Source organism: Glycomyces endophyticus (assembly GCF_039531525.1).
Classification (GTDB): domain Bacteria; phylum Actinomycetota; class Actinomycetes; order Mycobacteriales; family Micromonosporaceae; genus Glycomyces; species Glycomyces endophyticus.
Map to the genome: position 1 here is coordinate 1 of NZ_BAAAQF010000003.1, position 18,827 is coordinate 18,827.

The following is an 18,827-nucleotide window of genomic DNA, read 5'->3' on the forward strand; positions in this document are numbered from 1 at the left end:
GGGCCCCGGCCCGCGCCCGGTCGGCCCGGCCCCGACGCTCGCCGCGGCCTGACCCGCCGCCGGGCCTGCGCGGCCCGGCCCCCGGACCAGGGTGCGGACCGCGGCGGCGGTTTGGACGCCTGCCGCGGCAGGACGCGGCCCGCACCCTCGATACGACTCGCAGTCGACACAAGGGGGCCGGTGCGACTTCTCGTCGCACCGGCCCCCTCGGGCGTCTTGCGGTTCTGCGGTCGGCGCCGTTCAGGCTCCTAGCGCCGGAGTTCGGCGGTGCAGCACTTGACGGAGCCGCCGCCCTTCTTGAGTTCGGAGAGGTCGACGGGGACGGGTTCGTATCCGGCGTCGCGGACCTTGCGGGCCATGCCTTCGGCTTCGGCGTTGACGACGACGTTGCGGCCGTCGGAGACGAAGTTGAGGCCGAATCCGGCGGCGTCCTCGGCGTCGGCGATCACCGCGTCGGGGAAGAGCCGCTCCAGGAGGAGGCGGCTGCCCGGGGCGAAGGCCTCGGGGAAGTAGGCGATGTTCTCGTCGTCGAGGGGCGCGAGGGCGGTGTCGAGGTGGTAGTAGCGGGGGTCGACCAGGCGCAGCGAGACGACTTGGCGGCCGAACACGTCGGCGGCCTCGGCGTGGGCGCGGGCGTCGGTGCGGAAGCCCCAGCCGGCGAGGACGAGTTCGCGGCCGGGCAGGTAGGTGAAGTCGCCTTCGCCTTCGTTGATGTGCTCGGGTTCGGCGAAGGTCCAGCCGGAGGTGCGGTACCACTTCTCGTGGGCGTCGGCCTCGGGGCGGCGCTCGGGGTGGCGGAAGCTCGCGCCGTAGGCGATGCCGTCGACGACGAAGGCGCCGTTGGCGGCGTAGACCATGTCGGGGAGGCCGGGCTCGGGTTCGAGGCGCAGGACCTCGTGGCCGAGGCCGGTGTAGATGTCGGCGAGCTCTTCCCACTGCGCGCAGGCGAGGGCGGCGTCGACGGGGGCGGTGGTGTCCATCCAGGGATTGATGGCGTACTCCACCGCGTAGTAGGCGGGGCGGCACATGAGGTACGTGCGGCGACCGGGCGACCGGGTCGCGGTCACCTGGTCAGGTGAAGAACGGTGTTTCTCCATTGCGCGAGTGTAGACAGCCGGGGCCCCTGATTCCGAGCCCGGAACCCTCCGACACACGGGAGTGTGACCAAACCGCCGCATTTCCCGCGCCAGCAGGGCCTTTGCACGATCAAGAAGCTTTCTGAACTCCCGCCACCGCCACCGCCACCGCGGCCGTGATTCCCGAGCAGACGGAGTCCAGAGCTTCTGGCCCGTGGGCAGGGTCGTCGCCGCCGACGACGGCCACCGGCCACCGGCCACCGGCCACCGGCCACCGGCCACCGGCCACCGGCCACCGGCGCCGAATTCTGGGCCCCTCCCCCCCCCGCCCACCCTCCGCCTTCCTGCCTGCCTGGTCGCATGCCGTTGATCGCGCGGTCGTCGTCGTGCTGTTTCCGGGTCCCCGGCGGCCTGGCCTCGGCCGCCGGGGGCCTTGTGGTTCGTTGTCGAACTCGGTTATTCGGTGAGGACCGGGCCGGCTCGGGAGACTGCTCGGGCGGGGCCGAGGGCCTGCGGGATGCCGGTCGGGGTCTCGTTGACGTAGACCGTCACCTCGAGGCCGTCGACCTCGCAGTGGACGAACTCGGTCGCGGACCTGTCCACCATCGCCTGCGCTGCGGCGCACGCCTCGCCCTCACCGAGCAGGACCTGGGCCGCGCCCGCGAGGGCCGCGGCGTCGGCCGCGCCCTGGGCCCGGTGGCGGGCCGCGCTGGCCTGGCCGACCGCGGTGAACGCCACCGCGGTCGCGACCAGTGCCACCGCCACGCCGGCCGCCAGGACCGTCGCCGAACCCCGTTCCCCCGATACGTCCGGCGAACCGCGAACGGGTTCCCCACTGCCGGGCTCCGGCGGCCTCCCGCGGATGGGGTCTCGGGTGTGCGGGCCCGTTGCCCTCCTGCGTCCGGCGCCGGCGTCCGAGTCCAGCGGCTCGCCGCGGACGGGATCTCCGTCCCCCGAGCTCGGCGGCCGCCCCCAGCCGGGCGCTCCGGCCATTAGGTCGGGTGGCCGCCCCCAGTTGGGCGCTCCGGCGGTCAGGTCGGGCAGTTGCCCCCGAGCGGGCGCTTCGGTGCTCGGGTCCGGCGGCTTTCCGCGGGTGGGTCGGCGGGTCGTCCGGTCCTCCGTACTGCGGCAGCTGCCGCCGCTCCGGTCTACTGCTGTCGGGCCCTTCGGCTTGCGGCGGTTGCGCGCCAGGGCATCTCGGCGGAGCCTCCTTGTCCGTGTCATGGGTCGAGTCCCGGTTCGAGCGGGGCAACGGCCGTCGCGGTGACGGTCAGCGCCGGTGTCAGGGGCCCGAGCGGCCGGGTCGCGGTCGTGACCACGGCGCGGGCGATCTCGCCGTCGTCGGAGACGGCGACCGTCGCGCCGTCGGGCAGGTAGGCCATGGCGACCGCTTGGGCGTCCTCGCCGCGGGCGGCGGCGATCGCGGCACTGTTGGCCGCGTCGATCGCCCTGACCTTCAAGCCGACCGCCGACACCGCCCACAGCCCGAGCGCCAGGACCGCGACCACTGCGGGCAGTGCCGCCGCCGTCTCGGCCGTGACGAACCCGCGCTGGGCCGGGTCGTCTCGGGCGCGGGGCCTTCGGTGGGGCGAACGGTCCCGACCTCGGTGCGGTGGTCGGCCGCGGCGGCGGATGGCGCTGGTCGTCGGGTTCACACCAGGGCCCTCTCGATCAGGGACTGGAGCGCGCTCTGGACAGTCCCGGAGGTCAGCACCTTCATGAGAACTCCGGCGAAAGCGACCGCTGCGAGCGTGCCGAGGGCGTACTCGGCGGTGCTCATGCCGCTCTCGCCGCGCATCTTGGAGGCGAACCGGCCGCCCCAGCCGGGCTTCGCGGCGGCGCGCATGCGGCCCGGTCGCCATTCGTCGGGTTCGCCGGGGCCCGGGCGGCGGTAGCGCGAGGTCGGGCGGTCGTCGGGGACCTGCGGCGTCCCGGCGGTGATCGGCGTGCGGGCGCGGTTGCTGCCGGGCGACCAGGCCGGTGCGTTCACCGGGACCGCGCTGATCCGGACGGTGGGCTCCTCGACGTCGTCGTGCTCGGGTTCGGGCTCCGGCCGGGCGGCACGGCATCTCGGGGCGACGCAGGTCGCGGTGCGGCAGGTGGGCCAGCGGAGGGTCTCGGGCCGACACGCAGTCCGGTGGGGGGCCGGGCGGTCGTGGGCGGGGCGGCGGCGGGTCGGGAGGGCGACGGTGGTCTCGGTGTCGGTTCGCATTGCGATGCCTCTCTTCAGGTTGTGGCGTGGACGGTCAGAGCGCGGGGCCCAAGGTCTCGGCGACGACGCCGAGGACGACCGGGCCGATGCCCGCGATCACGAACGCGGGCAGGAAGCACAGGCACAGCGGGCCCACGAGGGCGACTGCGGCGCGTCCCGCGCGTTCTTCGGTCTGGGTGCGCTGGTCGGCGCGAAGGGAGGCCGCGAGCTGTTCGAGGCCTCCCGCGACGGCGGCGCCGGTGTCGCCGGAGCGGTCGAGCTGGCGGGCGAGCCGGGCCGCCCCGGGAAGCCGGCCGAGTTCGGGCAGCGCCTCCGACGCGGTGGCGCCGAGGTGGATCGCCCCGGCGAAGCGGCTGAGCCGGTCGCCGATGGGCGAGTCGTCGGTGTCGGCGACCGCGAACGCGGCCTGCGGGAACGGGGCGCCCGAGCGGAGTCCCGCCGCGATCAGGTCGAGGGTCCAGGGCCAGTGGGGGGCGAGTCGCGCGGCGGCGGCGCGCTCCTTGCGGTGCGGGTCGGGCCGCAGGAGGCGGGCGGTGATCCACCAGGTGGCGAAGCCCGCGAGGATGCCGATCGGTCCGCCCACGACGACGGCGGCGGCGGTGCCCGCGAGAGGGCCGGCGAGTCGTCGCAGCATCACGCGCCTCCCGTACCGACGGAGCCGATGAGCGCGGCGGTCCAGGCGGCGCCCGCGGCCTGGAGACCCATCGCGGTCGCCACGCCGGCCGTGCCGAGCGGGTTCGCGAGGAGGAACGCGATCGGCTGGGCGCCGAGCATCTCGCCGAAGCCGACGCCGGCCAGGGGGAGTGCGATGAGAAGTGCGGCGGTGGTGCGGATCGACGCCGTCTGGGCGTGGGCCCGGGCGTTGGACTGCTCGGTCTCGCGGAGGTGCTCGGCGAGGCGGCGGCAGAGTCCGGCCGCGGGAGCGCCGAGCTCGGCGGCGATCGTGAGCGCGGCGCGCAGGCGGGCCGCGGTGGCGGCGGCTTCGGCGGGCCAGTCGGGTTCGGCCGCGGCGAGGGCCCGGACCGGGTCGGTGCCGGCGGCGAGGTCCGCCGCGAGGTAGGCGACCGTGTCGGCGGCGGCCCGCTCCGCGTCGCGTCTGCGTTTGCGCCGCAGGGCCCGGTGCCAGGCGGTGACCGCGGCCGCGGTGTAGACGGCGGCGACCGTGCCGCCGGTGGCGGCGGCGAGCGGACCGAGGCCGCCCTGGTGTCGGTAGCCGGCGAGCCAGGCCGCGAGGAGCGCGGCGGCGACGGCGACGCAGGCCGCGGTGGTCTTGGGGCGGTGGACGAGCAAGGCGTGGGCGACGGCGGTCATGCGGTGCGCTCCCTCAGTAGGCGTTCGAGGATCCCGGCGGACTGGCCGGGACCGTGGCGGGTCCAGGCGGAGGTGACGGTGAGCCCGGCGGGTCCGGGGCCGGATTCGATGACGGCGATCTCCGTCGCCTGGCGGCCGGAGCCGGTGCGTTTCAGGTGGACGACGACGCGCAGGGCCGCCACCAGCTGCGCGTGGAGCCCCGCGCGCGGCAGCCCGTGCGGGAGCGCGAGCGCTTCGAGCCGCGCGGGCGCGTCGGCCGCGGCGTTGCAGTGGAGCGTGCCCGCGCCGCCTTCGTGGCCGGTGTTGAGCGCGGCCAGGAGCTCCACGACCTCGGCGCCGCGGCACTCGCCGACGACGATCCGGTCGGGTCGCATCCGCAGGGCCTGGCGGACCAGGGCCGCGAGGTCGACCGCGCCGGCGCCTTCGACGTTCGCCGGTCGCGATTCGAGCGTGAGCGCGTGCGGGTGGTCGAGCGCGAGCTCGGCCGCGTCCTCGACCACGACGATGCGCTCCTCCTTGGGCGCGTGGGAGAGCAGTGTGGCGAGCAGCGTGGTCTTGCCCGACCCCGTGCCGCCCGTGACGATGAACGGGAGCCTCGCCTCGACCACGCGCAGCAGCAGGTCGGCCATGTCGGCGGTGAGCGTGTCGGCCTCGACCAGCTGCGTGAGCGTGAACGCCTTCGACCGGTGGGTGCGGAAGGACAGGTACGGCCCGGCGGTGGCGATCGGCGGGAGGACGGCGTGGAAGCGGGTGCCGTCCGGGAGGCGCACGTCCGCGTACGGGCTGCCCGCGTCGAGCCGCCTGCCCGCCGCGGCCGCGAGGCGGCAGGCGAGCGCGCGCACGGCGTCGGCGCGGCCGAGGCGGACGTCGGTGCGGTGCAGGCCCTCGCCGCGGTCGACCCAGACGCCGCCCGCGCCGTTGACGACGACATCGGTGACGGCGGGATCGTCGAGGAGCGGCTGGAGCGGCCCGGCGCCGATCAGGTCGCTGCTCAGCGCCTCGGACAGGCGCAGGAGCGACGTCTGGTCGGGCGGGGCGGCCCCGGAGGCCCGCAGGGCCCGCACGATGTCGGCGGTGGCGGAGTCGCGGCCGCCGGGCCGGGACTGGGCGGCGAGTTGGCGCCGGACCTTGTCCAGCAGTTCGAGGCTCATCGCGCGGCCCGGGTCCGGCCGGCGAGGGCGAGGTCGCGGCGCGGGCGTTCGCGGCTGAGCTCGGCGGTGAGGTCGTGGACGCCCTTGGAGAGGCGCCCGCGCGGGACGCGGCCCTGGCGGAGCAGGGCCGGGAGCCGCCGGTCGGTGGGGAGCGCGCCCCACACGGGCGGTTCGGACCAGTGCGCTTCGAGCGGGCCGTCCCAGGCGACGCCCGACGGGCGGGGCCGGGCGTCGCCGCGGAGGACCACGCCGAGGTGGGCGTTGTACAGGCCGTAGGCGGCGGTGACGCTGCGGGCGGCCTCCCAGGAGCGTTCGCCGGGGCCGATCGCGACCGCGACCGAGCGGGCCGCGGCGGCCGCGCGGACGCCCGCGGCGGTGCGGGCGCGGGGCAGGTCGACCACGACCAGGTCGGCGGCGAGTCGGGCAGCGCGCAGGACCTGGTCGAACGCGTCGGCCGGGATGTCGGCGGGGTTGCGCGGGTCGGGGCCGACGACGTGGAGGCCGCCGCGGCGGGGCAGGCCGTCGAGGAGCCGTTCCGGTTCGAGGAGGCCGGTGCCGCCGGTGAGGGACGGCCAGCGCCAGCCCGGTTGGGCGGCGAGTCCGGCTGCGGCGTCGATGCCGCCGCCGGTGTGGTCGAGGTCGATGAGGACGGTGCGGCGGCCGTCTCGGGCGGCGCCGGTGGCGGCGGCGAGCGCGAGTGTGGAGGCGCCGGCGCCGCCGTGCCCGGCGACGGTGGCGACGACGGGTGCGGGTTCGGTGTCGAGTGCGGTGCGGGTGAAGAGGTCGAGGAGCCAGTCGTCGGCGCCGGGGAGGGCGATGACGCTGCCGGCGCGCATCTGGATGGCGAGGGGCCAGAGCATGGAGGCGTCGGTGGAGTCGGCGCCGAGCCAGGCCATGGTGGTGCAGAGGACGAGGTGGTCGCGGGTGGGGAAGTCGGAGGCGATGCATTCGGGGGCGAGGTCGGGTCCGACGAGGACCATGGGGGCGCGCTGCCAGGCGCTTTCGGCGTCGGCGGCGTGGTGGACGCGGCGGAGTGGGTGGCCGGCGGCGGCTGCGAGCGGGGTGACGACGTCGGCGAGCCGGTCGTCGGCGGTGACCAGGAGAGATTCGGCGCCGGGTGCGGCGGTGGCGGTGGTGCGGTCGAGTGTCGCGGCCATGATTGCTCCTACGCTCAGTGGTGTTCGCGTGACTTGGAGCAACCTTGGCGGGTGGGGCGGGGAACTGTCGAGGAAAACTTTCCGGGCCTGTGGATAACCGGCGGCGCGGGCCTGTGGACAACTCCGGGGAGACGGCGAGGGACCGCCCCGTGCGGGGCGGTCCCTCGTGCGCGTTCGCGGTTCCTATTCGGGGCGGATGCCCCAGACGCCGAACCAGGCCTCGCTGGGCGAGAGCTCGATGAGGTCCTCGCCGGTGGCGAAGGCGTTCGGCGGGCAGGTGGTCGGTTCGATGGCGACAGAGGCGCGCTTGCGGTCGCCGTCGAGGCCGTCGGAGGTGTAGATGTGCACCCAGCCGAAGGACTCGTCCATCCAGACGGTGACGGCCTGGCCGGAGACGGGGTCGGCGAGGCGCACTTCGGCCTTCCCGTCGGAGCCGCGCTTGAGGTCGCCGTAGGCGTCGTCGACGACGAGGTCCTTGAGAACGGTCGGCTCGTCGAAGTCGCCGCCGCCGGAGCCGACGGGGATGCGCTGCTTGTCGAGTTTGAGCTTCTTCGCCGCGGGCACGTGGAGGGTGGCCTCGTCGATCCGCTCCAGGGACCCGGGGAGCATGTAGGAGTGGGTCCCGAAGCCGAAGGGGGCGGTCTTGGTGCCGGGGTTGGAGACGGTGTGCGCGGCGCGCAGGCCGCCGGGCCCGACGGACCAGCGGGTGCGGAGCTGGAGCGTCCACGGGTAGCCGAGGCGGGCCGGGAGGCGGCATTCGAGCGTGACGGAGGTGTCGGTGACCTCGACGGCGGACCATTCGGCCCAGGCGACGAACCCGTGCAGCGAGGTGTTCGTCTCGATCTCGTTGACGGGGAGCTGGTACTCGATGCCGTCGTACGTGTACTTGCCGTCGCGGATGCGGTTGGGCCAGGGGGCCAGCATGTGCCCGGACCAGCCGGGGGCGAGTTCGTCGTCGCCGTAGGTCATCACCACGGGTCGTCCCCGGTAGGTGTACGAGCGCACGCCGCCGCCGACAGCGACGATGGTGGCCTCGTGGTCGTTGTAGGCGATCACCCATTGCTCGCCGGACAGCGCCATAGGGGGTACCTCCATGTCGTTATCGATGGGCTGGATGTGCTCTGACGTTAGCTCATGGCCGATGACCTGCGGCACGCGTGTCGATGTGGGCGAGATCGCAGGAAACCGTTGAAACCAACAAGACTCATTATCGAAACCCTCCCATCAAAAGCGACAAACATGGACAAATGACCAGGCTCACGATGCTTGTCTCATATTTTGCGCCACTTCCGTACCGCCATTCAGGATCACCCCCGCACCGCGGGCACTTCCGTCGCGGACGGCCTTGAGGCACCATTTCCAGATAACTACGAACCGTCGCCTCCCGGAAGCCCCCGGTCGGCAACCTCAGGGACAACACACTCAGGAGTACAACGATGTCTGAGTTCAAGCCCGGCCTCGAGGGCGTCATCGCCTTCGAAACCGAGATCGCCGAGCCTGACAAAGAGGGTGGTTCGCTCCGTTACCGCGGGGTGGACATCCAGGACCTGGTAGCGCAGAGCACCTACGGCGACGTATGGGGACTCCTCGTCGACGGGAAGTTCGGGAGCGGCCTGCCCGCCGCCGAGCCCGTGCCCGTCCCGGTCTCCTCCGGCGACACCCGCGTCGACGCCCAGGCCGCGGTCGCCATGCTCGCCCCGTACTGGGATCTGAAGCCGCTGCTCGACATCGACGACGAGACCGCCCGGGACGATCTCGCCCGAGTGTCCGTCACCACTTTGTCGTTCATCGCCCAGTCGGCGCGCGGCTCCGGCCGCCCGGCCGTGCCGCAGTCGGAGATCGACAAGTCCGAGTCGATCACCGAGCGCTTCATGCGCCGCTGGCGCGGCGAGCCCGACCCGGCGCACGTCAAGGCCGTCGACACGTACCTGATGTCGGCCGCCGAGCACGGCATGAACGCCTCCACCTTCACCTCCCGCGTGGTCGCCTCCACCGGGGCCGACGCCGCGGCCGCGATCTCCTCCGGCATCGGCGCGCTGTCGGGCCCGCTCCACGGCGGCGCCCCCTCCCGCGTGCTCCACATGATCGAGGGCGTCGAGAAGTCCGGCGACGCCGAGGGCTATGTCAAGAACCTCCTCGACTCGGGCGAGCGCCTCATGGGCTTCGGCCACCGCGTCTACCGCGCCGAGGACCCGCGCTCGCGCGTGCTCCGCGCCGCCGCCAAGGCCCTGGGCGCCCCGCGCTACGAGGTCGCCGAGGCCCTGGAGTCCGCGGCCCTCGCCGAGCTGCGCGCCCGCAAGCCCGACCGCGTGCTCGCCACCAACGTCGAGTTCTGGTCCGCCGTGCTCCTCGACTTCGCCGAGGTCCCGCCGGAGCTGTTCACGCCGATCTTCACCTGCGCCCGCGTGGCCGGCTGGAGCGCCCACATCCTCGAGCAGAAGAAGCTCGGCCGGATCGTGCGCCCGTCCGCGACCTACGTCGGCCCGGGTCCGCGCGGCCTCGACGAGGTCGAGGGCTGGCAGTAGCCCCCAAGCGCCGAGAGCGGCCCGCACCCCCGTGGGTGCGGGCCGCTTCGCGCTCCCGGCGAGGGCCCTGCCGGGCGGGTCCGGGATAGGATCGGGCCGGAACCCGAACCACCCGAACGAGACGACGCATGCCCTCCCCCCGGCCACCGCACCTGCGCCGCCGCGACCTCCTGGTCGGCGGCCTCGCCGGGCTGGCCGTGGCCGCCGCCGCGGTCGAGTCCACCCGCGCCGTGTGGGACGCCGCCTCCGGCTCGGCCTTCCCCGAGCCGCCCCGCACCGGCCCCGTCCACATGCAGATCGGCGCGCACGCCGACGACTGCCTCTACTTCGTGAACCCGAGGGTCGCCCGCCTCCTGGAGGACGGCGCGAACCTGTGCACCGTGGTCCTCACCGCGGGCGAGGCCGACGGGCGCAACACCTGGGACACCGCCGCCCCCGTCGACTACGCGGGGTACGCCGCCGCGCGCGGCAGCGGCCTGCGCCGCGCCTACGCGCGCATGGTCCTCGGCGACCCCGACGCCCCCTGGGACCGGGTCCGGGCGTCCCTCGACTCCGGGCAGGACGTCGAGCTGTGCGTCCTGCGCGACCGGCCCGAAGTGCACCTCGTGTTCTGCTCCTTGTGGACGAACCTCGGACGCGTCACCGGCGACTTCACCCGCCTTCTCGCCCTGTGGGAGGGCCGCCTCGACGCCGCGGCGGTCCTGCCGCCCGCCGACTCGCCCCTCACCTCCGAGTCCACGGTGGACCGCGAGACCGTCCGCGCCTCCCTCGTCGAGCTGCTCGAACGGTACGCACCCGTCGCGGTCAACACGCTCGACCCCGACCCGGACCCCGTCGTCGGCGCGAAGCTCGGCGCCGAGCAGGACGGCTACTCCGACCACATCGACCACACCGCGGCCGCGCTGTTCGCCTGGGACGCCCTCGGCGCCTGGGGCGGCGCGGCGGCCGTCGAGTCCTGGCGCGGCTACTACAACCGCCGCTGGCCCGGCAACCTCGGCCCCGCCGACCTCGAGGCCAAGGGCCGCGCCCTCGACGCCTACGCGTGGGCCGACGGCGCCGGCTGCGACCACGCCGCCGGATGCGGCGACCGCCTCATCGTCGGCCCCGGCGCCGGGACCACGTACGGCCACGCCACCCACCCCCGCTACACGCAGGCCCTCGCCCCCGTCGACACCGCGGACGGCATCCTCGCGGCCGCCGTCCGCGGCGACCGCGCCGCGGTCCTCCGCCCCGGCGGATGGGACGACCTCGGCGGCCCGGCGCTGCTCCCCTCGGTCACCCGCGCCGGGAACCGGCTCTACGCCGTCGGCCCCCGATTCGCCCGCGACCCCGCCGGCCACGCCCGCGACCTCCACTGCCTCGACCTCGCCACCGGCGAATGGGAGGACCTCGGCAACCCCGGCGGGACCGGCCCGGCCGCGCGCACCGCCGGCCAGCCGGCCGCCGCCGACGACGGCACCACCGCCGTCGCGTTCCTGCGCCACCCCGACGGCGGACTCGCCGCCCGCACCCGCACCGGCGCGGCCTGGGGCGAGTGGACCCGCCTCGACGGGCCCGCCGTCCACGAGGCGCCCGCCGCGTTCGGCGCCGCCGGGGCCTTCACCGTCGTCGCCGCCACCCCCGACAACACCGCCGCCTGGGAAGGCGACGGCACCACCTGGACCCACCGCGACCTCGACCTCCCCGGCCCCGACGGCGCCGTCCACATCCCCGCCGGCGCCGTCACCGCCGCCCTCGCCCCCGACGGGCGGGCCGTCATCGCCTCCCGCGCCGCCGAGAGCAGCGACGTCGTCCTCCACTACGGACGCGGCGACTCGTGGACCGGGACGCTGATCCCCCTCGAAGGCGGCATCCTCGCGCCCGCGGTCGCGATCGGCCCCGACGGCGCGCTCGCCGTCGCCTGCGACGACGGCAGCGGCGCCCCCGCCGTCCTCGTCCTCGGCCTCGCCGACCTCGACCACGGCGGCCCGTACACGCTCCTGTCGCGGCCGTGGACCCGCGGCGACGTCACCCTCGTCAAGCGCCCCGCGGCCGCGTTCGGCTCCGACGGGACCCTGCGGCTGTGGGCGGTCGCCGCCGACGGCGAACTGTGGACGGCGCAGGCCGGGCCCGGCGCGCCGCCGCCCGCCGGGTGGGAGCCCGCGGCCTGACCTGCCGGTCCGGCCGTCCCAGCCAGCGGCCCGGCCGGGCCCGCGCGATCACGCCCCGCAGGGCCGGGTTTACAGTGAGGCCCAGGACCGACCCAGATGGGAGCCTTACCGTGACCGACCAGATCACCATCCCCGCAGAGCTGCTGCCCGCCGACGGGCGCTTCGGATCCGGCCCCTCCAAGGTGCCGTCCGAGGCGATCAGCGCGCTGTCCGGGCTCGGCAGGTCCGTCATGGGCACCTCCCACCGCCAGAAGGCCGTCAAGTCGCAGGTCGGGCGCCTCCGCGCCGGCCTCGCCGAGTTCTTCTCGCTGCCCGACGGGTACGAGGTCGTCCTCGGCGTCGGCGGCGCGACCGCGTTCTGGGAGGTCGCCGTGTTCGGCCTCGTCGACGACCGCGCGCAGGCCGCCACGTTCGGCGAGTTCGGCTCGAAGTTCGCGAAGGCGGTCAAGATCGCCCCGCACCTCGGCGACCCGACGATCGTCACCGCCGAGCCGGGCACCGCCGCGTACCTCTCGTACGAGGAGGGCGTGGACGTCTACGCCACCCCGCACAACGAGACCTCCACCGGCGTGGCCGTCGACGTCAAGCGCGTCGCGCACGAGGGCGCGCTCATGCTCCACGACGCGACCTCCGCCGCCGCGGGCCTGCCGGTCGACCTCGCCGAGACCGACTGCTACTACTTCGCGCCGCAGAAGGGCCTCGCGTCCGACGGCGGCCTGTGGATCGCGATCCTCAGCCCCGCCGCGATCGAGCGCGCCGAGCGCATCGCGGCCTCCGGCCGGTACATCCCCGCGTTCCTCGACCTCAAGACCGCGATCGACAACTCCCGCAAGGACCAGACGTACAACACCCCGGCCGTGGCCACTGTGGTGCTCGCCGCCGAGCAGGTCGACGCGCTCAACGCCGCGGGCGGGCTCGACGCCGCCGCGAAGCGCTGCGCCGAGTCGGCCGGTGCGATCTACTCCTGGGCCGACGCGAGCACCATCGCCGCTCCGTTCGTGACCGACCCCTCCCTCCGCTCGAACGTGGTCGCCACGGTCGACTTCGAGGGCGTCGACGCCGCCGAGATCGCGAAGGTGCTGCGAGCCAACGGCATCGTCGACACCGAGCCGTACCGCAAGCTGGGCCGCAACCAGCTGCGCATCGCCACCTACCCGGCGGTGGACCCGGCGGACACCGCCAAGCTCACCGAGGCCATCGACTTCGTGGCGGCGAAGCTCGGCTAGCGCACGACCCTCGGCTTCGGCCGGTCGGGCGACCCGGCACCCGCATGCCGAGCCGCCCGACCGTCACGACCGTACCGGCGGCCACCGACATCGCCCCGAACGGCACCTTCGAACCGCGCACCGCGAGGGCCGGGCCGCACCGCGGCCCGGCCCGGTTCCGTCTCGGGCGCAACCGGAACGCGCGCCCCGGACCGGCCGTCCGAATCGGAAGCACGCTTCATGCCGTGGCACCGCATCCCCCTCGGCTACATTGAGACCGTGAGCGAAGCACCCGACCTCCGCCTGCTGCCGCAGCTGATCGAGCATCAGCGGGTGCGCACGACCCCGGTGAAGGCCGGCGACTTCTCGATGCCCCTGGAGACCCCGAGCGCCGGTTCGGCGTCGGCGCAGCGGCTCACATTCGACGACGGCTCGCACCTGTTCGCGAAGTTCGCCGAGGGCCGCGCCCCCGGCTACCTCGCCGCCGAGGCGAACGGGCTGCGGTGGCTCGCCGAGGCGACGGACGCGGTGGTGCCGCTGCTGTTCGCCGACGACGCGATGCTCGTCGAGCCGTGGATCGAGGCGGCCGAGCCGACCCCCGAGCACGCCGCCGGGCTCGGGCGCGACCTCGCCCACATGCACGCCGCCGGCGCCGACCGGTTCGGCGCGCCCTGGCGCGGCTACATCGGCGAGACCTTCATGGACAACGACCCGGCCGGGCCGGCCTGGGCCGAGTGGTACGCCGCGAGGCGGATCGCGCCGTACCTCCGGCCGTCGCGCGACAACGGGGCCCTGGACGCCGACGATGTTGCCGCGGTCGAGCGCCTCGCCGAACGGCTCGGGGCGCTCGCCGGACCGGAGGAGCCGCCCTCGCGCGTCCACGGCGACCTGTGGTGGGGCAACGTCATGTGGGGCGCGGAGCGCGCGTGGGTCATCGACCCGGCCGCGCACGGCGGCCACCGCGAGACCGACCTCGCCAACCTGCGCCTGTGGGGCGGCACGCCGCTGCTGGACGCGGTCCTCGCCGGGTACGCGGAGGTCGCGCCGCTCGCCGACGGCTGGGAGGAGCGGACCCCGCTGCACCAGCTGTTCCCCCTGCTGGTCCACACCACCCTCTTCGGCCGGGCCTATCGCTCCCAACTCATGGGACTCGTGTCTCACTTTACGAAACTGTCATAGTGGGGGACTACGCTCGAACCATGCCTGCACCGATCCCCGCACCCGGCGCCCCCGAGGCCCGTGCCCAGGGCCGCGGCGCCCTGCGGGACCGGCACGGACGCGTCGCCACGGACCTCCGCGTCTCCCTCACCGACCGCTGCAACCTGCGCTGCGCGTACTGCATGCCCGAAGCAGGGCTCCCGTGGCTGCCGAAGCCGACGCTCCTCACCGATGACGAGGTCTCGCGCCTCGTCGGCATCGCCGTCCGCGACCTGGGCGTGCGCGAGGTCCGCTTCACCGGCGGCGAGCCGCTGCTGCGCCCCGGGCTCACCGAGATCGTGCGGCACGCCGCCGCCTTGGACCCGCGGCCCGAGATCTCCTTGACCACCAACGCAATCGGCCTCGACCGGCTCGCCGAGGCGCTCGTCGGCGCCGGGCTCGACCGGGTCAATGTCTCGCTCGACACGCTCGACGCGGGCACGTTCAAGGAGCTCGCCAAGCGCGACCGCCTGGAGGCGACGCTGCGCGGCATCGAGGGCGCGGCCGCCGCCGGGCTCGCCCCCGTCAAGATCAACACCGTCCTCATGCGCGGCGTCAACGACGCCGAGGCGCCCGCGCTGCTCCGCTTCGCGATCGAGCACGGCTACGAGCTGCGGTTCATCGAGCAAATGCCGCTCGACGCGGCCGGGGTGTGGCGCCGGGACGAGATGGTCACCGCCGCCGAGATCCTGGAGTCGCTGCGGGCCGAGTTCGACCTCGCGCCCGACCCGGCGCACCGCGGTTCGGCCCCGGCCGAGACGTGGCTGGTCGACGGCGGGCCCGCGAAGGTGGGCGTCATCGGCTCGGTGACGCGCCCGTTCTGCGGCGACTGCGACCGCACTCGCCTCACCGCCGACGGGCAGGTCCGCAACTGCCTGTTCGCGCGCGGCGAGACCGACCTGCGCGGCCTCCTGCGCGAGGGGGCCTCCGACGCGGAGGTCGCCGACCGCTGGCGGGAGGCGATGTGGGGCAAGCTCCCCGGGCACGGGATCGACGACCCGTCGTTCCTCCAGCCGGCCCGCCCCATGTCGGCGATCGGAGGCTGAGGGTGGTCACGGTGCGGTACTTCGCGGGCGCGAAGGCGGCCGCGGGACGCGGCGAGGAGCAGGTGAGCGCGGCCGACGTCGGCGAGCTCAAGGCGGTCCTCGCGCAGCGGCACGGCCCGGTGCTCGACAAGGTGCTGTCGGCCTCGACGCTCCTGGTCGACGGCCTGGCCGCGAAGGATCCGGCGACGGTGCTCCCCGCGGAGGTCACGGTCGAGGTGCTGCCGCCGTTCGCCGGCGGCTGAGCGCGGACCGCCGCGGTGCGGCCGGTCCACGCGACGGGCCGGGGCCTCGGGAGACCGGTTCGCGGGAAGCGGCGGCCTCGTGCGGCCTTGCGGCCTGCTCCGTGTGCGCGGCGGGTCCGCCCGCGGGTGAAATGTGAAAGCGGATTTTCCGGATTTGTCCTTCTCGATGTCCCCTATCCATGACCGTACGCCCCGGGTCCGACACGGTGCGCGTTCGCATGCGGGAGGCGGTTCCCGAAGGGCGCTGATGCGGGAGCGGAGCGCGGATCGGGGCAGGGGCGGAGTACGGATCGGGGTGGGCGGCGGGGGGAGGTTCGGGAGCCGCTGGCTCGGGGGCGTCGCCTGTCTGCGAGGATGCATGTGTGCGCCGTCCTGATGAACGAAAGCAGCCGCAGGTGGCGTCACCGCTGTTCGAGCTCTCGGCCGACATGCGGACCACCGCCGAGCGGCGACGCCGCTCGCACCGGCCCCACTCCCGATACGTCCGCGAGGCCGTGCCGATGCCCGAGCCGGCGTTGACGACGCGGACGCCCGACCCGTGGCTGGATTCGGCGCCGCTGCTCACCGGTATGGACGAGGTGGGGGCGGGCCTCCTCGACTCCCTTGACGCGATGCAGCGCGTCGCCGCCTCCGCGGGCCCCGGGCCGCTGCTCATCAACGCCTCGCCCGGCACCGGGAAGACCCACCTGCTCATCCGCCGCACCGCCTACCTGGTGCAGGAGCTGGGCGTGCCCGCGCGGCAGTGCCTGGTCCTGGCCGCGTCGAAGCCCGGCGCCGCGCGCATCCGCCGCGAGCTGGGGACGCTGCTGGGCCGGGAGGCCGCCGCGATCACCGTCGCAGAGTTCGACGACTTCGCCGCCGCGGCCCCGCCCGAGCTGGGCCACATCTTCATCGACGACCTGCCGCGCATGCCGATGCGGCTGTTCCGCCAGCTCACCGAGCACCGCGGGCCGGAGGCGGACGTGACCGCGACCGGCGACCCGGACTCGGCGCTGTGCACCGGCGAGCCGGCCGCGTTCGCCGCGTTCGGGGAGCAGTTCCCGCAGGCGCACGTGATGCGGCTGTCGCGCAACCATCGCAGCCCCGCCGCGGTGCTCGTGGCCGCCTCGCAGGTGATCGAGCCGATCAGCCGCGTCCCGGGCCGCCTCGTGCAGCCCGAGCGGCCGGCCCTGGAGGGCTCGGGGATCGGCCGGTACTTCGCGGTCGACGCCGACGACGAGAAGCGGTTCGTGGAGGTCCTCACCGACCGGCTCGCCGAGCTCGGGGTCGCCCCCGACGAGCTCGCGGTCATCGGCCCGGACGGCCTGTCGGTCGCCGCGGCCGCCGACGGCGAGTACCGGGTGGTGTGCCTCACGGGCGCGACCGCCGAGGACTGGCCGAACACGGCCGCGGCCCGCCGCGAGCTGTACGTCGCGCTCGGGCGCACCCGCGACCTCGCCTACGTCTCGCACACCGGGGCCGGGTCCCCGCTGCTGGCCGATGTGGACCAGGGCCTGTTCAGTCCTTTCGGGATGGTCCCGCAACTGCGCTCGGGCCCTGAGCAGCCGCGGCTGCTCTAGCACACGCGGCCCGACCACGCGGAGTTCCCGCGCGGACACGGAAGCATGGGACACAATAGGCGGGTAACCGCCGTCTCACGCTGGGAGTCCCGATGGAGCACACCGAAGAGGACACCGTTCCTCTGCACCGGCCGGATGCTCCCGCGTGGTCGCCGTTCGCCCCGCCGGAGGTGAACGCGCAGTACACCGCCGACGGCGGCCGCAATCCACGCACCTCCGACCACGTGCCGAGCGCGCCGCCGCCTCCCGCGACGCCGATGCCCGCCGCACCGCAGGCGCCCGGCCCCCAGGCGTCCGCGCCGACCGCCGGCGGCTGGCCGACGCCGCCGTCGCAGGCGCCGCCCGCGCAGCTCCCGGTGCCGTTCTTCCCCGACCACGCGGGCGCGCTGGAGCGCCTCGGAGTCACCGCCGACGACTTCGCGTCCCGCCGGGTCGTGCCGCCACGGCCGCCGGTCGCCGAGACCGGCCTGCGCGGGGCCCTGCACCGGTTCAGCTTCGGGATGGTCGCCCTGCCGCCGGGCCCGCGGGAGCGCGCGAGGCAGCGCGCAATCGAGACCGTGCGCCGCAACTTCGGGGGCCTGCGCCAGGTCACCGTCGTGAACCCGAAGGGCGGGGCGGGCAAGACGGTCGCGGTCCTCATGCTCGCGAGGACGTTCGGGCGCCACCGCGGCGGGTACGTGCTCGCGTGGGACAACAACGAGACGCAGGGGACGCTTGGCATGCGCGCCCAGCAGGACTTCCATGTGCGGACCGTGCGGGACCTGCTGCGGGACCTCGACCACTTCAAGGGCCCGACGGGGCGGATCGGCGACCTGTCGCAGTACGTGCGCGCCCAGGGCGGCGCGATGTTCGACGTGCTCGCCTCGGACGAGTCCGCGACCGCCGGGGAGATGCTGACGGCGCAGTCGTTCGGGGACCTGCGCGAGGCGGTGTCGCGGTTCTACAAGCTCATCGTGGTCGACACGGGGAACAACGTGCGGGCCGCGAACTGGCAGGCGGCGATCGACGCGACCGACCAGCTGGTGGTGACGATGTCGGCGCGCAACGACTCCGCGGAGACCGCGGCGCGGATGCTCGACCACCTGGAGCAGACCGGGCGGCGCGACCTGGTGCGCGGGGCGGTCTCGGTGGTGTCGATGCCGGCCCACAGGAAGGACGTGGACCTGCCGGCGGTGCAGCGGCACTTCGCGGCCCGGACCCGGGCGGTGCTGCTGGCGCCGTATGAGAAGCTCCTCGACTCCGGCGAGCCGATCCGCTACGACTCGTTGAGCAAGGCGTCGTCCGCGGCCTGGCTGCGGATCGGCGCGGCGGTGGCCGAGGGGCTGTAGGACGCCAGGAGGTCGACCAGGCCGGCGGCGGCGTCGGCGAGGCGGCTCTCGTCCTCGTCGGCGTGGCCGGTGACGAGCGCGCCCTGCACGAACACGAGGGCGGTGCGGGCGAGGCGCCCGGGGTCGGCGGCGGCGTCGAGCTCGCCCTGGGCGACGGCGCGGGCGAGGATCGCGGCGAGCTCGTGCTCGAGGTCGTTCCAGGCGTCCTGGACGCGGCGCATGGTGGCGGGGTCGTCGGCGAGTTCGACGGCGGCGCGCACGATGAAGCCGCCCTCCTTGGAGTGTCGGACGACGACGTCGAGGAGTTCGCCGAGCGCGCGGAGCGCGTCGTCCCCTGGTTCGCCCTCTTCGGCGGCGCGTCGGGAGATGGCGCGCAGCTCGGGTTCGGTGTCGTCTCTATATCGTTGCAGCGCTGTGATGTACAGCTGATGCTTGGAGCCGAACGCGGCGTAGAGCCCGGCGCGGTTCATGCCGGTTGCGGCGACGAGGTCCGACATGGAGGTCGCGGAGAACCCCCGGTCCAGGAACACCCGTGTCGCAGCGCGCAGGACTCTGTCCAAATCGGCGTTCTTATTTCTGCTCACGTTGTGCACCGTATCGACACCCGGTGCTACGGGTCAATAACCGCAAGGCGGGAGTTGACTCACGAGGCGCGAGTGAACGGTCGC

At 74.6% G+C, this 18,827-nt stretch carries 17 protein-coding genes and 1 pseudogene; 8 read left to right on the forward strand and 10 right to left on the reverse strand.

Annotation, left to right across the window (positions count from 1 at the left end; all coding sequences use genetic code 11):
- Nucleotides 1–248: 248 nt before the first annotated feature.
- The 9 genes from ddaH to ABD419_RS02850 all read right to left on the reverse strand — a co-directional run bounded on the left by ddaH (nt 249) and on the right by ABD419_RS02850 (nt 8,002).
- Nucleotides 249–1,097, reverse strand: a complete 849-nt coding sequence (gene ddaH / locus ABD419_RS02810) for a dimethylargininase (RefSeq protein ID WP_344481485.1) — start codon at nt 1,095–1,097, stop codon at nt 249–251.
- A 435-nt stretch (nt 1,098–1,532) separates the two neighbouring features.
- Nucleotides 1,533–2,300, reverse strand: a complete 768-nt coding sequence (locus tag ABD419_RS02815) for an Rv3654c family TadE-like protein (protein ID WP_344481487.1) — start codon at nt 2,298–2,300, stop codon at nt 1,533–1,535.
- On the reverse strand, nt 2,297–2,731 hold the full coding sequence (locus ABD419_RS02820) for a TadE family type IV pilus minor pilin (protein ID WP_425555898.1): 435 nt from the start codon (nt 2,729–2,731) through the stop codon (nt 2,297–2,299). The genes ABD419_RS02815 and ABD419_RS02820 overlap by 4 nt, the downstream gene beginning before the upstream one ends.
- On the reverse strand, nt 2,728–3,288 hold the full coding sequence (locus ABD419_RS24945) for a DUF4244 domain-containing protein (protein WP_425555899.1): 561 nt from the start codon (nt 3,286–3,288) through the stop codon (nt 2,728–2,730). The genes ABD419_RS02820 and ABD419_RS24945 overlap by 4 nt, the downstream gene beginning before the upstream one ends.
- 34 nt (nt 3,289–3,322) lie before the next feature.
- Nucleotides 3,323–3,922 (reverse strand): type II secretion system F family protein, encoded by a 600-nt coding sequence (locus tag ABD419_RS02830; protein WP_344481492.1) that lies wholly within the window; start codon nt 3,920–3,922, stop codon nt 3,323–3,325.
- Complete coding sequence (locus ABD419_RS02835) at nt 3,922–4,599, reverse strand: hypothetical protein (protein WP_344481494.1); 678 nt, start codon at nt 4,597–4,599, stop codon at nt 3,922–3,924. The genes ABD419_RS02830 and ABD419_RS02835 overlap by 1 nt, the downstream gene beginning before the upstream one ends.
- A complete protein-coding gene (locus tag ABD419_RS02840) occupies nt 4,596–5,750 on the reverse strand; it encodes a TadA family conjugal transfer-associated ATPase (protein WP_344481497.1) in 1,155 nt (384 codons plus the stop codon). The genes ABD419_RS02835 and ABD419_RS02840 overlap by 4 nt, the downstream gene beginning before the upstream one ends.
- A complete protein-coding gene (ssd, locus tag ABD419_RS02845) occupies nt 5,747–6,907 on the reverse strand; it encodes a septum site-determining protein Ssd (protein ID WP_344481499.1) in 1,161 nt (386 codons plus the stop codon). Before ssd ends, ABD419_RS02840 begins: the two co-directional genes overlap by 4 nt.
- A gap of 183 nt (nt 6,908–7,090) precedes the next feature.
- Nucleotides 7,091–8,002, reverse strand: a complete 912-nt coding sequence (locus ABD419_RS02850; RefSeq protein WP_344481501.1) for an aldose 1-epimerase family protein — start codon at nt 8,000–8,002, stop codon at nt 7,091–7,093.
- Between the two features lie 341 nt (nt 8,003–8,343).
- Between ABD419_RS02850 and ABD419_RS02855 the strand changes: the two genes are divergently transcribed.
- The 8 genes and pseudogenes from ABD419_RS02855 to ABD419_RS02890 all read left to right on the forward strand — a co-directional run.
- Nucleotides 8,344–9,432, forward strand: coding sequence for a citrate synthase 2 (locus ABD419_RS02855; RefSeq protein WP_344481503.1), 1,089 nt, complete (start codon nt 8,344–8,346; stop codon nt 9,430–9,432).
- 128 nt (nt 9,433–9,560) lie between these two features.
- Complete coding sequence (locus tag ABD419_RS02860) at nt 9,561–11,582, forward strand: PIG-L family deacetylase (protein ID WP_344481505.1); 2,022 nt, start codon at nt 9,561–9,563, stop codon at nt 11,580–11,582.
- A gap of 110 nt (nt 11,583–11,692) precedes the next feature.
- Nucleotides 11,693–12,808, forward strand: a complete 1,116-nt coding sequence (gene serC / locus ABD419_RS02865) for a phosphoserine transaminase (RefSeq protein ID WP_344481507.1) — start codon at nt 11,693–11,695, stop codon at nt 12,806–12,808.
- Between the two features lie 258 nt (nt 12,809–13,066).
- A complete protein-coding gene (locus tag ABD419_RS02870) occupies nt 13,067–13,966 on the forward strand; it encodes a fructosamine kinase family protein (protein WP_344481509.1) in 900 nt (299 codons plus the stop codon).
- A 20-nt stretch (nt 13,967–13,986) separates the two neighbouring features.
- Nucleotides 13,987–15,030 (forward strand): GTP 3',8-cyclase MoaA, encoded by a 1,044-nt coding sequence (gene moaA / locus ABD419_RS02875; RefSeq protein ID WP_344481511.1) that lies wholly within the window; start codon nt 13,987–13,989, stop codon nt 15,028–15,030.
- Nucleotides 15,031–15,032: 2 nt separating this feature from the next.
- A complete protein-coding gene (locus tag ABD419_RS02880) occupies nt 15,033–15,272 on the forward strand; it encodes a MoaD/ThiS family protein (RefSeq protein WP_344481513.1) in 240 nt (79 codons plus the stop codon).
- A 395-nt stretch (nt 15,273–15,667) separates the two neighbouring features.
- Nucleotides 15,668–16,831 carry a UvrD-helicase domain-containing protein gene (locus ABD419_RS02885; protein ID WP_344481515.1) on the forward strand — a complete coding sequence of 388 codons (1,164 nt, stop codon included), beginning with the start codon at nt 15,668–15,670 and terminating at the stop codon, nt 16,829–16,831.
- 71 nt (nt 16,832–16,902) lie between these two features.
- Nucleotides 16,903–18,159, forward strand: a pseudogene (locus tag ABD419_RS02890) (MinD/ParA family ATP-binding protein); the annotation flags it as partial.
- Here the strand turns inward: ABD419_RS02890 and ABD419_RS02895 are convergent.
- Nucleotides 18,087–18,719, reverse strand: a complete 633-nt coding sequence (locus tag ABD419_RS02895; protein ID WP_344481517.1) for a TetR/AcrR family transcriptional regulator — start codon at nt 18,717–18,719, stop codon at nt 18,087–18,089. The pseudogene ABD419_RS02890 and the gene ABD419_RS02895 sit on opposite strands and share 73 nt — an antisense overlap.
- Between the last annotated feature and the right edge of the window lie 108 nt (nt 18,720–18,827).

Coding starts and splice junctions, on each gene's coding strand:
- ddaH (WP_344481485.1), bottom strand. CDS start 1,097: ATGGAGAAACACCGTTCTTCACCTGACCAGGTGACCGCGACCCGGTCG.
- ABD419_RS02815 (WP_344481487.1), bottom strand. CDS start 2,300: ATGACACGGACAAGGAGGCTCCGCCGAGATGCCCTGGCGCGCAACCGC.
- ABD419_RS24945 (WP_425555899.1), bottom strand. CDS start 3,288: ATGCGAACCGACACCGAGACCACCGTCGCCCTCCCGACCCGCCGCCGC.
- ABD419_RS02830 (WP_344481492.1), bottom strand. CDS start 3,922: ATGCTGCGACGACTCGCCGGCCCTCTCGCGGGCACCGCCGCCGCCGTC.
- ABD419_RS02835 (WP_344481494.1), bottom strand. CDS start 4,599: ATGACCGCCGTCGCCCACGCCTTGCTCGTCCACCGCCCCAAGACCACC.
- ABD419_RS02840 (WP_344481497.1), bottom strand. CDS start 5,750: ATGAGCCTCGAACTGCTGGACAAGGTCCGGCGCCAACTCGCCGCCCAG.
- ssd (WP_344481499.1), bottom strand. CDS start 6,907: ATGGCCGCGACACTCGACCGCACCACCGCCACCGCCGCACCCGGCGCC.
- ABD419_RS02850 (WP_344481501.1), bottom strand. CDS start 8,002: ATGGAGGTACCCCCTATGGCGCTGTCCGGCGAGCAATGGGTGATCGCC.
- ABD419_RS02855 (WP_344481503.1), top strand. CDS start 8,344: ATGTCTGAGTTCAAGCCCGGCCTCGAGGGCGTCATCGCCTTCGAAACC.
- ABD419_RS02860 (WP_344481505.1), top strand. CDS start 9,561: ATGCCCTCCCCCCGGCCACCGCACCTGCGCCGCCGCGACCTCCTGGTC.
- moaA (WP_344481511.1), top strand. CDS start 13,987: ATGCCTGCACCGATCCCCGCACCCGGCGCCCCCGAGGCCCGTGCCCAG.